Origin of the sequence: Serratia sp. JSRIV004, assembly GCF_019968705.1 — a bacterium.
Classification (GTDB): Bacteria; Pseudomonadota; Gammaproteobacteria; order Enterobacterales; family Enterobacteriaceae; genus Chania; species Chania fonticola_B.
Genome location: NZ_CP074140.1, coordinates 3,136,017 through 3,148,603, shown reverse-complemented (window position 1 = coordinate 3,148,603; position 12,587 = coordinate 3,136,017). Strand labels below are relative to the sequence as shown.

General features: G+C 54.9%; 12 protein-coding genes. 1 reads left to right on the top strand and 11 read right to left on the bottom strand.

Annotated elements, in window-relative coordinates; translation table 11 throughout:
• Positions 1 to 133: 133 nt before the first annotated feature.
• From KGP21_RS15035 to KGP21_RS14985, 11 genes are all read right to left on the bottom strand, one after another.
• Positions 134 to 445: a hypothetical protein gene (locus tag KGP21_RS15035; protein ID WP_059200888.1), complete on the bottom strand. Its 312-nt coding sequence runs from the start codon at positions 443 to 445 to the stop codon at positions 134 to 136.
• A 342-nt stretch (positions 446 to 787) separates the two neighbouring features.
• Positions 788 to 1,642: a tagatose bisphosphate family class II aldolase gene (locus tag KGP21_RS15030; RefSeq protein ID WP_021177889.1), complete on the bottom strand. Its 855-nt coding sequence runs from the start codon at positions 1,640 to 1,642 to the stop codon at positions 788 to 790.
• A gap of 9 nt (positions 1,643 to 1,651) precedes the next feature.
• Positions 1,652 to 2,815 (bottom strand): SIS domain-containing protein, encoded by a 1,164-nt coding sequence (locus KGP21_RS15025; RefSeq protein ID WP_223535545.1) that lies wholly within the window; start codon positions 2,813 to 2,815, stop codon positions 1,652 to 1,654.
• Between the two features lie 58 nt (positions 2,816 to 2,873).
• Positions 2,874 to 3,644: a transcriptional repressor AgaR gene (gene agaR, locus KGP21_RS15020; RefSeq protein ID WP_094981283.1), complete on the bottom strand. Its 771-nt coding sequence runs from the start codon at positions 3,642 to 3,644 to the stop codon at positions 2,874 to 2,876.
• 333 nt (positions 3,645 to 3,977) lie between these two features.
• Entirely contained in the window at positions 3,978 to 4,886 is a 909-nt protein-coding gene (locus KGP21_RS15015) for an ROK family protein (RefSeq protein ID WP_021806476.1), read from the bottom strand.
• A gap of 19 nt (positions 4,887 to 4,905) precedes the next feature.
• Positions 4,906 to 6,177, bottom strand: coding sequence for a Gfo/Idh/MocA family protein (locus tag KGP21_RS15010; protein WP_223535542.1), 1,272 nt, complete (start codon positions 6,175 to 6,177; stop codon positions 4,906 to 4,908).
• Between the two features lie 17 nt (positions 6,178 to 6,194).
• Positions 6,195 to 7,331: an ABC transporter ATP-binding protein gene (locus tag KGP21_RS15005; RefSeq protein WP_223535539.1), complete on the bottom strand. Its 1,137-nt coding sequence runs from the start codon at positions 7,329 to 7,331 to the stop codon at positions 6,195 to 6,197.
• A gap of 24 nt (positions 7,332 to 7,355) precedes the next feature.
• On the bottom strand, positions 7,356 to 8,174 hold the full coding sequence (locus KGP21_RS15000) for a carbohydrate ABC transporter permease (protein ID WP_021806473.1): 819 nt from the start codon (positions 8,172 to 8,174) through the stop codon (positions 7,356 to 7,358).
• 10 nt (positions 8,175 to 8,184) lie between these two features.
• Positions 8,185 to 9,126, bottom strand: a complete 942-nt coding sequence (locus KGP21_RS14995) for a carbohydrate ABC transporter permease (RefSeq protein ID WP_115158918.1) — start codon at positions 9,124 to 9,126, stop codon at positions 8,185 to 8,187.
• A 78-nt stretch (positions 9,127 to 9,204) separates the two neighbouring features.
• Positions 9,205 to 10,458, bottom strand: coding sequence for a sugar ABC transporter substrate-binding protein (locus tag KGP21_RS14990; protein ID WP_059200881.1), 1,254 nt, complete (start codon positions 10,456 to 10,458; stop codon positions 9,205 to 9,207).
• A 52-nt stretch (positions 10,459 to 10,510) separates the two neighbouring features.
• The gene (locus tag KGP21_RS14985) at positions 10,511 to 10,768 is read right to left on the bottom strand and encodes a hypothetical protein (RefSeq protein WP_141234328.1); all 258 of its coding nucleotides are present in this window, start codon (positions 10,766 to 10,768) and stop codon (positions 10,511 to 10,513) included.
• Positions 10,769 to 10,920: 152 nt separating this feature from the next.
• On the opposite strand from KGP21_RS14985, the gene KGP21_RS14980 reads away from it, so the two are divergent.
• Entirely contained in the window at positions 10,921 to 12,582 is a 1,662-nt protein-coding gene (locus tag KGP21_RS14980; protein ID WP_223535536.1) for a DUF4091 domain-containing protein, read from the top strand.
• The last annotated feature ends 5 nt before the right edge of the window (positions 12,583 to 12,587 follow it).

The window sequence follows — 12,587 nt, the reverse complement described above, 5'->3', positions numbered from 1 at the left end:
GGGGCGGGGGCTATAGGGAAAAACAGGGTACACCCAAGTAGGTATACCCCGAGAGGTGAAACGCCAAAATGTTAGTAAAACCACAAAGTCATTTTCGATGACTAATTGTATGACATAATTCCGTCGATTAGGATTAATTGTAAATTAACGTAATTCGTTGTAGAGAAGGGTCATTAAACACTGATTCACGAATGGGTTTTCCCATTAATTCCGAACCCATATTATCCAATGGCATTTGGATAAATTCATTGGTGTTGAAGGCGGTTTCACGATAGCAACTGGATATGTATTGACCATCATTGCGCGAAATCTCGCAGGTTGGGGCGCTGATTTTGCCGGAAAACTGGATGCTCCCTGAGATGGCGTTGTGGCTAACCTCTTGTTTTGAATGAGCTGAAAGGGGTAATGCTGCCAGCATGGCCAAAGCCGTAATAATAGATTTCATAAGCTATTCCTATTAGCATAATAGTAAAACCATCCATTAACAAAAAAGTCGATTATTGTCTAAAAAACAAACTTCCATTGTCTGGTGATTTAATTTCCAACGTGACTATAATGTATTGAGTAAATAATAATAACAGCAATCGTTCGTTAATTGAATTTAATAGTAGGGATGGCCAGGCAGTAAAACCATGATTTAGATCATAGTGGGGGGAATTTAGGGGCGATGTGAGGATTATTACTTTTGATGCTGCTTATAATAACGGGTGTGACTTTAAATAGCGATATTAATGTTAAGGCCGCATATTTATCGTTATTCTGCGGCCCTTAATCTAACGCTTTGGAGTTACAGCATCCCTGCGCTGCCACAGATACGGATCTTTTCTGCTACCACTTCTTTCATCGCCAATTTACCCGGAACGATGTATTTGCGCGGATCGTTGGCTTCGGGATGTTGCGAGAAATAGCTCTTCACCGCATCGGCAAAGGCGATTTTAAGTTCGGTAGCCACGTTCACCTTACACACCCCCAGCGAGATGGCTCGCTTGACCATCGCTTCCGGGATACCGGAGGCACCGTGCAGCACCAACGGGATCTCCAGCTGTTCGCGGATCAGCGCCAGACGGTCAAAATCCAGCTTGGGCTCCCCGTGGTACAGCCCATGAGCCGAACCGATGGCGACGGCTAGGGAGTCGATCCCTGTAGCCGCGACAAACTCGCGGGCGGCTTTTGGGTCGGTATAAAAACCGTCTGCGGCATCGACAATCAGATCGTCCTCCTGGCCACCCAGGCGGCCTAGTTCCGCCTCTACGCTAGCCCCATAGCGATGGCATAACGCGACGGCCTGCGCAACCAGCGCGATGTTCTGCTCAAAAGGCAGGTGCGAGCCATCGATCATCACCGAGCGGATCCCGGCTCTGACCTTGGTGGCGATATCTTCGAGTTCTTCGTGATGGTCTAGATGCAACGCCAGCGGCAGGTCATGGCGCTGGGCTGCCGAGCGGCAAATTCCCACCAGATAGTCGGTACCCGCATAGCTAAAGGTGCCCGGGGTCCCGGCCATGATCACCGGGGATTGCAGTTCAGCGGCGGTTTCTGCCACTACCTGCACCGTTTCAAGATTGTGTACGTTGAACGCTGGCACGGCATAGCCCAGCCTTTGCGCTTTCAACAGCATTTCACGGTTGGATATCAGGTACATAACGGCTCCTCACAGCTCGGTAGCAGAGTAGGGATAAATGGTCACGCCTTTTACCACGCGGTTGACTTCCCCGGTTGGGCAGGGGTTATCCGGCGTCAGGCCGCGCGCCAGCGAGGTTTCAAACGCCAGCATTTGGGCAAACAGCAGATAGGGGAACAACAGCCAGATATCGTCGTCGGCATGATGCAAATCGGACTGGCCCGTTTTCTCCGTTGGCGAATTACCAAGACCAACCATTTGCCTGGCCAAACCGTCACGCTGGAGTTCGTCCCACAGATCCTGCTCATAACGCTCGGTATAGCGGTTGCTGGAGAGCATCAGCAGTACCAACGTCTGTGGATCGACCATAAATTTAGGGCCGTGACGCAGGCCTAGCGGCGAGTCATAGCGGGTGACGATCTGCCCGGCGGTCAGTTCCAACATTTTCAGCGAGGCTTCCTCCGCCAGGCCGGTGAAACAGCTACTGCCGAGCACGATGTAACGGCTAAAGCCGCTGCTGGCCAGGGTTTTTACTTGGGATTGCAGCGATTCACGCAGTTCTCTACAGCGCTCGATCATCTGTGCCAGTGGTTGCTTGGCGGCGTCCAGGGAATAGGGGCCTAACAGCAGCGCGGTGCTCAGCATCATGCAGCTGAAGCTGGAGGTCATGGCAAAGCTCTGGTCGTTTGAACCCTGTGGCATCACCAGGGCACAGACGTTTTTACGGCCGTGGGCATAGTTGGCCAACTGGCTATCCGGGTTGCACACCAGCATCAGGTGATAGCACTGGGGGAGCAGTTGATCTGCCAGCGCTACCGAGGCGACGCTTTCCGGGCTATTGCCGGAACGGGCGAAAGAGACCAGCAGCGTCGGGCGTGATGGGTCGAGAAAATGCTGCGGATTGGCGACGATATCGGTGGTGCCATAGGCCGCAACATCCCGGCCGGTTTTTTCCCTCAGCCATGGGGCCAAGGCCCGGCCGGCAAAGGCTGAACTGCCAGCACCGCACAGCACAATCTGCAGGCGCGGGTTTTGCAGCAGAGGCGTCAGGAAAGCGGAGCATTGCTCCTGTTGGGCGACCAACTGCTGGTGCAAGGCCGCCCAAAGGTCCGGTTGCTGCCAAATCTCACGGGCGGTATGCAGCGCATGATGTTGCTCCAGCCAGTCCGCATCGTAAGAAAAATAACCTGTCATGATGGTAACTCCTTAAAAAAAATCGGTTTATACCTGATAAATGCCTGTTGATGCCTATTTAGTGGTCGGCGATAATCACCTGGATCCCCAGGTTTTGCAGCGCATGCAGGTAATTGGCTGGAATGCGGCTGTCGGTCACCAATCGGTGGATCTGGCCGATCTCGCGGATCATGCAGAAGCTGCTGCGGCCAAACTTGCTGGCATCAACCACCGCAATCACTTCGCGGGCCACTTCGCACATGGCGCGGTTAAGCTGGGCCTCACCGGGATCTGGCGTGGTGATACCGCCCACCAAATCAAAGCCGTCAACGCCGAGGAAAAATTTATCAAAGCGATATTGGCGGATGTGCTGCTCGGCAGCGGGGCCATACAGCGACCAGGACTTGCGCCGCACGCTGCCGCCGACCACCATCAAATCCACCTGTTCGTTGCTGGCCAATTCGAAGGCGATATTCAAGGCGTTGGTCATCACCACCAGGTCTTTCTTGCCGGCCAACTGGGTGGCCATCTGGCTAGTGGTGGAACCCGAGTCGAGAATGATCGCGTCACCGTCGTTCACCAACGCGCTCGCGGCACAGGCAATGGCGAATTTCACATCGCGGTTGATGCGCCCCTTGTCCTGGAGCGGGCGATCGAAGGCGAACTGTTTATTGAGCATCGCGCCGCCGTAGGCCCGTACCGCACAGCCACTTTTTTCCAGATGGCGCAGATCGCTGCGAATGGTGACGGTAGAGACGGCAAATTGGCTGCTCAACTGTTCCACGCGCACCGTGCCCTCACGGCATAGCTGGTCGATAATTAATTCTCGCCGTTTAACGGTATTGATCATGAATAGCTGACTCCTGATTTACCCGTAGCAAACCCCGGCCGTGGCATAGGGGCCACAGCAACCGTTACAGGCGTATTTTCAGTCTTTCGTTGCAAATTACAGCAAACGAAACCGCGCAACGCAATCGAAAAATTTAAATATAATCTTATATTTCAACCAGTTATTGTTGCCATATCTTTCGGTTGGTCATCAACCGAAAGCCGCATGGAAATAAACTGAAAACCGGTAATGCCTTATTTATTCGGCTAATATCCCTTTTGCCGCGCCAATTAATTCCGCCGTGGATGAAAGCTACCCACGATGAATAATGCGGGTGAGCTTTCCTTAAATTTTTTATTGCCAGCTTTGGCGCAACAGTGCCGCACCGCGTACGCCGCTGCTGTCGCCATACACCGGGGGATAAACCATCGCCGGTTCTGTCCCTGGCAGTAGCCAGCGGCACATGGCGGCGGGCAACTGTGCATAGAGTTCACTTACGTTAGAAAGCCCGCCCCCTAACACGAAAGCGTCCACATCCAGCAACAGTTGCAGGCTGGCCAACGCGCTGGCCAGGATATCGATGTAGATCCCCATCAGGTGTTGCGCTAACGGATCGCCCTGACGGTAACTGGCGATCAGGGCCGGGACGTTGGCGGCGCTATGGCCAAAGTGTTGGCTCAGGGCCAGCAGACCGCTGCCGGAGACATAACGCTCAAAGCAGCCGGTCAGGCCGCAGTTGCAGACAAACAGCGGCAGATCGTAACGCTGAGCCAACTGGGCCGAGATGGGTGTATGCCCCCATTCCCCAGCCAGCCCATTGCGGCCCTTGTGGAGCCGTTTGTTCATCACCAGCCCACCGCCAGCGCCGGTACCGATGATGGCACCAAACACCACTTCCAACCGTTCGGTCTGGGGCGTGCTGGCCTCCGAAAGTGCAAAACAGCGGCAATCGTTTTCAATCTCTACCGGTCGCGACAGCTCTTGAGTGAGATCGTCCGCCAGGCAGTGGCCCGTCAGGCAGGGCACGTTTACCGCCAACTGCTTGCGGCTGCGTGGGTCGGTGATCCCCGGCAAGCCAATGCCGATGCTGCCTTGGGTGTGCAGGCTGCGATCGGCCTGGCTGACCAGTTGCGCGATACAGGCGAGAAACTCGCGATAGTCGCCGGTGGGTGTACTGACACGCTGGCACAGCACCTGATTCAACTGGGCATCATAGGCGGCCATTTCGATTTTTGTGCCGCCAATATCAAAACCGTAACGCATAGCATGAGTAGCCACGGCTTTACTCCTCACCCAAGGTGATGACGGCGTTTTCCCGGCGGGCGCGTTCGGCGGCAAAGACCATCAGGTGGCTCTGCAACGTTTCCTGCGGGCCAGACAGCACCTGCGAAGGATCGTTGGCGCGCACGGCAGCGATAAAGTGCTGCATCAGATAATAATCGCCGCCGCCGTGGCCAGACATGGTGTGCAGGTCTTCGGCCTCGTCCACGTCATACAGCGTTTCGCGGTCGTCAAGGAAGGAGGTGATGCGGATGTAGCGGCCATCGCCCTCCAGGCATCCCTGGCTGCCAAAAATGCGCGTTTTGCGATCTTCCATTTTGGTAAAGGCGGTCATGGTAAAGGCGGCGGTGCGGCCACCGCTAAACTGCATATTCACCACCTGATGATCCACCACGTTGTTATCACAGCGGTAGACACAGCGACCATAAGGGCCGTTGCGCAGCGCGGCGACCAGATGTTCCTGATCGACTTCTGGCGTCAGCACCCGCAGGAAGCCCGGCGTTGCCTTGTGGTTTTCGCCAAGGTAGATGCGTTTGGCGGAATAGGGGCATTCGGCCTCAACGCCGCAGTCCAGGCAGTTATCCGCTGCGCCCTGAGGCTGGTTTTCCTGGTGGAAGTGGCGTAATCCACCGAATGAGCTGACCTGCTCGCAAGGCGTATCCATCACGTAACGGATCCAGTCAATATCGTGACAGGATTTTTGCAGCAGCATAAAGGCTGCCTGCTGGTCGTTGCGCCAGTTGCCACGCACGAAAGAGTGGGCCTGATGCCAATAGCCCACCGGCTCCAGATGTTGCAGGCTAACGATGTCGCCAATGACCTTATCGCGCAGCAGTTGCTTGAGTTTCTGGGTATAGCGGGTATAGCGCAGCACGTGCCCGACGGAGAAGATGATCCCCTGGCGCTCCACTTCTTCAACGATGGTGCGGCACTCACTGGCATCAGGTGACAGCGGTTTCTCCAGCAGCATGTGATAACCCTGTTTGGCGAAGGCCAGGGCCGGTGCCAGATGCAGGGTATCTTGGGTGCAAATCATCACCGCATCGGCCAGTTTGCCTGCCGCCACGGCCTGCTGCCAGTCGGTAAAGACGTTTTCGGGCGAGATGTCGTGCTGGGCTACAAACTGCTGGCGATAGGTATCGCGCGGTTCAGCGACCGCCACCACCTGCATCAGTTCTGGGTGAGCCAATGCATAGCGAGAGTAAATCTCCCCACGAGCACCGGCACCAATCACCAACACGCGTACCGGACGGCCAGTAAAGTCATTAGACATTGCAAAGTACTCCCAAATTATCCCAGTGACTGGGTAGCGTTATTATTCAGGTTGTCACCGCTGGCCTGATCGAACAGGTGGGCGCGGGCCAAATCAAACGTCAAATGGATCTGTTCGCCGATGCTCGGTTCCCAGTCTGGTTGAGACGCAATCCGCAGCACGAAGCGTAATCCGGCCAGTTCACAGTGCAGCAACTCTTCGTTGCCCATGCGTTCAATGGTGGCGATACGGGCCGGGAAACAGTTTTGGGTACCTGCAGCGCACAGGCGCAGCGCTTCAGGGCGAATACCCAGGCAAACGCGCTGGTGCGGATAGTGTTCCAGCTGTTTTTCCAGCGCGGGCGGCAGGGTCAGCAGATAGCGATCGTCGATACGCAGCTGTGTTCCCTGAGCATTACGCAGCAAGTCCAGGTCGTGCAGGTTCATCGACGGGCTGCCGATAAACTCGGCGACAAAGCGGTTGGCGGGGTGGTGATACAGGTTGATTGGCTTGTCTACCTGCATGATGGTGCCCCGATTCATCACGCAGATGCGGTCGCCCATGGTCATCGCCTCGACCTGATCGTGCGTCACATACACCATGGTGGCGGCGGCGCCTTCCTGTTTCAGTCGGTTATGCAGTTCGATGAGCTGTACGCGCATGGAAACGCGCAGTTTGGCATCCAGGTTGGAGAGCGGCTCGTCGAACAGAAACACCTTGGGTTTACGCACGATGGCACGCCCAACTGCCACGCGCTGGCACTGGCCACCGGAGAGCTGGCCGGGTTTGCGATGCAGCAGATTGGTGATTTCCAGCTTCTCGGCAGCATCCTGTACCCGCCGGTCGATTTCAGCCTTGCTCTCTTTACCAATCAGACCAAAGGCCATGTTCTTGTAGACGGTCATATGCGGGTAGAGCGCATAGTTCTGAAACACCATGGCGATGCCGCGATCTTTGGGCATGGTGTCGTTAACGCAGCGGTCGTGGATCATGATTTGGCCTTCGCTGACGCTTTCCAGCCCGGCGATCATGCGCAGCAGGGTGGATTTGGCACAGCCGGACGGGCCGACAAACACCATAAACTCACCGTCCTTGATATCCAGATCCACGCCATGCAACGCCCGGAAACCGTTGGGATAGACCTTTTTCACACTGTTTAATTGAATACCGGCCATGTCTGTTTACCTTATTGTTCGCGGTTAGCCTTTAACGCCAGCGCTGGCGATGCCCTGGATGAAATAACGTTGGAAAAGAATGAACAGCATCAGCATCGGGATCACCGCCATCAAGGCACCGGCCATCAGCAGCGGGTATTCCACTCCGGCACGGCTGGACAGCGAAGCCAACCCCACCGGCAGCGTCAATTTTTCGGTGGTGGTGTTGACGATCAATGGCCACATCAGGTTATTCCAGCTCCACAAGCCGTTAATGATGATGCAGGCGATGATGCCGGGGCGGATCAGCGGCAGCATGATGCGCCAGAAGATGGCGAAGTAGCTGTAGCCGTCGATCAGCGCCGCTTCCTCCATCTCCTTAGGGACTGCCAGGAAGAACTGCCGCAGCAGGAAGGTGGCGTAAATGCTGAAGATCCCCGGCAGCACCAGGCCGGTAATGCTGTTGACCAACCCCATCTTCTGCACTACCAGGAACTGCGGGATCAGAAATGCCTGGCCCGGCACCATCAGGATCGAGATGCACACCAGAAACACCGCGTCACGGCCACGAAAGTGCAGGCGAGAGAAGCCATACGCGGCCATGGTGGCGATCACCATTTGCAGCGTCACGGTGGAGAAGGTGGCCAGCAGTGAGTTGATATAAAAATCCGCAAAAGGGATCTCGCGCATGATCTTGCCGTAGGCCTGCAAGCTGGGGTTTTCCGGCAGCAGGGTCAGCGGGATCTGGATGCTTTCGGCCTGGGTTTTCAGCGAAGTCACCAGCATCCAGATAAAGGGCACCACCGAGGCCAGCGCCGCCAGCGTCATAAACAGATAGACCAGGGCTCGTTTGCTTATCGTCATCAATGGCTCCTCAGCTCACTCTCAGGCGTTTGCCGATCGCCATCTGCACCAGTGTGATCACCAGCGTCACGGCGAACAGCACCACGGTAATGGCAGAGGCGTAACCTTTCTCTTGCAGATAGAAAGCGTATTTGTAGAACAGATTGGTGATGGTCATCACGTCACCTTCCACCAGCGCGCGGTCGAACATCAGGAACACCACGTCGAAGATTTGCAGGATCTCGATAAAGCTCATCACCGACACAAAGAACAGCGTTGGTACCATCATCGGCAGCGTGATAAAGAAGAAACGGCGCAGGGTGCTGATACCGTCGATATCGGCGGCTTCATACAGCTGACGGGGGATGCTTTGCAAACCGGCCAGCAGGATGATGATTTTCAGCGCCAGCGACGACCAGATAATGATGATGGACACGCTGATGCGTACCACGTCCGGATCGGAGAGCCAGGCGACCGGCGCAATGTGCAGCAGGTTTAGCCCCTGGTTAATCAGGCCAAAATCCTTGTTGAACAACCACTGCCACACCATTGCCACTGCGGCAGGCATGGTCACCGCCGGTAGAAACAGCAGGGTGCGCAACAACGCTTTGCCACGAATGTTCTGGTTCAGCCCAATCGCCAGCAGCAACGACAGCAGCAGGATCACCGGCACGCACACCACCACATAAAACAGGGTGTTGAAGGCGGCGGTATAGAAGTCATCGTCCTCAAACAGGTTGATGTAGTTGTCAAAGCTGATGGTCGTCCAGCTCATAAACTGGTTGAGGTCGGTAAAGCTGTAAAAAATGTTCTGTAAAAACGGGATGAAGTAAAACACCGTCAGGCCGATCACCAGCGGCAGGATCATCACCCAGCCCCAGAAGCGTTCGGCTCGCTCCAGGCGGCTTAATGCGGCACGAGGTCTGCTCTTTGCCTGTTTTATGTTGGCCGTAGCCGTTTCTGCCAGCGACATGTCGCCATTCCTCACCTTTGACTGCTCAGTGTTTCCGCTGCGACCTGCCTTCGGGTAGGCTGGCCGCAGCGGGGGGAATTACTGCTCCATGATGCGTTCGATCTTCTTGATCGATTTATCCATTTCCGTACGGGCATCCGCGCCCATAAAGATTTTCTTCAGGCTGCCGATCCACATGTTTTGCCACTTCGGCGTGTTGGTGCCTGCGGTTGGATAGGCCTCGGTCACTTCCAGCGTTTGGATGTACGGGCTGACGTCAACCTTTTTGACTTCCTCTACCCAGGCTTTAGCCGCGACCTTGTTGGCCGGGATCACCACTTTCGCCAAAGTGGCCTGCGAGGCTTCGCTGCTCATAAACTCGATGTACTTCCAGGCTTCTGGCTTGTGGTTACTCTTGGCGGACATGGCATAGGCCAGGCTGTGAGCCACGCCAGACTGGCGCTCGATCTTCGGCATCATCACCACGCCGATATGGTCGTTGATCAGCGGATTGTTGGCGAACGGTGCGGCCAGCCAGGAACCGGCATACACCATGGCGGCGCGGTTGGACTGGAAAATGTTCTCGGTCTTCACTTCGCTCATCTGCTGGGCGGTCGGCATCAGGCCGTCTTTCATCATCCCTTGTAGCTGCTGGTAGACCCAGATGGCGTTGTCGTTGGCGATATCGGTCGGTTGGCCATCTTTTGGCACGATATGATTGCCTTTCTGGAACAGCAGGTTCATATAGCTGTCCTGGCCGTCGATGCTGAGATCCATCACCAGCGGGAAGGCGCTGCCCTTCAGGCCGGTTTGCAATTCGGCGGCCTTCTTCTTCATGTCATCCCAGGTCCAGTCGCTGGTGGGATAGCTGACGCCAGCCTGATCGAACAGTTTTTTGTTGTACCACACGGCGATGGAGTCGACGTCGCGCGGGATGGCCATCTGCTGGCCGTCGTATTGATAAGCCTTAACGGAGCTGGCAACGATATTATCCAGATTGACCGTGCCGTCTTTTAAATAATCGCCCAGCGGTTGCATAATGCCGTTTTTGGCATATTGCACAAAATAGGGCATGTTAATCCAGAATATATCCGGTGCGACACCGCCGGCGGCGGCGGAGTCTAATTTAACAAAGTATTGTGCGGCGGGCGTTAATTCTATTTCCACTTTGATATTCGGGTTGGCCTGCTCAAATCGCTTGGCAATTTCCTGTTCGGCAGGTAATTGGTTTCGATCCCAAACCGCATAACGCAATGTTATCTGGTCGGCGGCATATAACATGGTCGGCAACAATAAAGCGGCTGCAACAGCGGAATGCAACAGAAAACGTCCGGCGTTTTTTCTAGGTGACATTGCTTTACCCTCGGTGTTGGCGAATACATTTTTTGGTGAACGTGATTTCTTTCTATCCCTTAACTTTCAATGTGTCAATGCAGCCCTTTTGCCCAAAAATGGGGCGCGTATCTTTCACTGTTGTTAACAACGAAAGGTCAAAGCCACCAACCGAAAGGCTTTTTTGTTGATGAATTGTTAATGTCGAACGGCGAAAATCCGTTGTCGGGCGGCAGTTATGGCTTGCTGGGGTCATAGGATTAACTGATAACCCTTGCACCATAATGGGGATTAAAAACGTTTTTATTGTGCAGGCCGCGGCATCTTTCATTTTTGTGATGCAAATAAACAAAAAAATTAATTTTTTGCCGGGCGAGAGGGCATTCGCTAGCTTTTTTCGTTGGCCTATATTGCCTGTGGTGAAAAAACGCGCTAGCCTGAAATTAATTCAATCCCACCGTAAAATAATACAGGGCAGCTATTATGCGTCTCACGCTACTATTTACCCATTGCCTGGAGAAGGTATTTCATCGTCAAGCCGCACCGCAGGTAGAACAGCAAAACCAATTCAGCTGCCTGAATAATGAAACCCTCTCATGGCAAGGCGTGTATTGTCTGTACCGCGAGGATAATGAAACCCGCCGGGAATTACGTTATCAACTTGAGGGGCAATTGGCCGATGATATCAGCGTGCGCCATGTGCAGTCGGTGCCCAGCCATTTTCCCTGTTATGCCGAGGCCGATGAGAACTATCTGACGACCGAGCCTGGCCTATTTCCCGACCCGCTGATGCCCATCCAGGATCGGCGTTTTTTTGCCGCCTGCCGTTATTACGCTAGCCTGTGGCTGACCTTTACGCCGCCAGCACAGGGTATTGCCGGTGGCGACTATCCGCTAACGTTGCGGCTGTTTGATCAAGAGACGGGGGAAGAGCTGGCCGCAGCCAGTATGACGCTGCATGTGGTGCCTGCCGCGTTGCCAAAGCAGAGGCTGCTGCATACCGAATGGCTACATACCGACTGTTTGGCGGACTATTACCAGATTGCAGTGTTCAGCCCGCAATACTGGCAGGCGGTGCGTAACTTGGTCCGCAACGCGGTGGCAAATGGCGTGAATATGCTGCTAACGCCGATCTTTACGCCGCCGCTGGATACCGCCATCGGTGGCGAACGCACCACCGTGCAGTTGGTTGGGGTGAAACGCACCGTTGCAGGTTACCAATTTGATTTTGAACGATTGGCGCAGTGGGTAGCGATGGCGCAGGAGGAGGGGATCGAACACTTCGAAATTGCCCACCTGTTTACCCAATGGGGCGCAGCGCATGCGCCAAAAATTATGGTTGAGGTCGCGGGGGAAATGCAGCCGCTGTTTGGTTGGCATACCGATGCCCACGGCAGCGAATATAAGCAGTTTCTGCAGGCATTGATGCCAGCGTTAACCGGCTGGTTCCGGGCACGGGCTCTGCAACGGCAGGTGTGGTTCCACATCTCGGATGAACCTAAACTGGAAAATATCGCCGCCTACCAACGTGCCAGCGATTCGCTGCAGCCGTTGCTAGAGGGGTTCCGTACCTTCGATGCACTCTCCGACTTTGACTTCTATCAGCGTGGGTTGGTAGAAACTCCGGTAGTCGCCACCGATCATATCGAGCCATTCCTCGAGCATCAAATCCCGCAGCTGTGGGCCTATTACTGCTGCGTGCAAAGAACCGAGGTAGCCAACCGCTTCTTTGCCCAGCCTTCGGCCCGCAACCGCATTCTGGGTATCCAGCTTTACCTCTATAACATCAGCGGTTTCCTCCACTGGGGCTACAACTTCTATAACAGCAGCCATTCCCGGGAGAAACTGAATCCCTATGCGGTTACCGACAGCGGCAACGCCTTCCCCTCTGGCGATCCTTTTGTGGTTTACCCTGGGCCGAATTTCATGCCGATAGAGTCGCTGCGTTTGCGGGTATTCCATCAGGGGTTGCAGGATCTGCGGGCCTTGCAGTTGTTGGAGAGCCTGACCGATCGCGCCACGGTGGAGCAGTTGATCGATCAAGAGCTGGGGATGCGCATCACCTTCAAACGTTACCCTCATCAAGCCTCTGTGCTACTGCGGCTGCGGGAACAGGTCAACGCCCGTATAGAGGCCGCTCTGTAAACCAG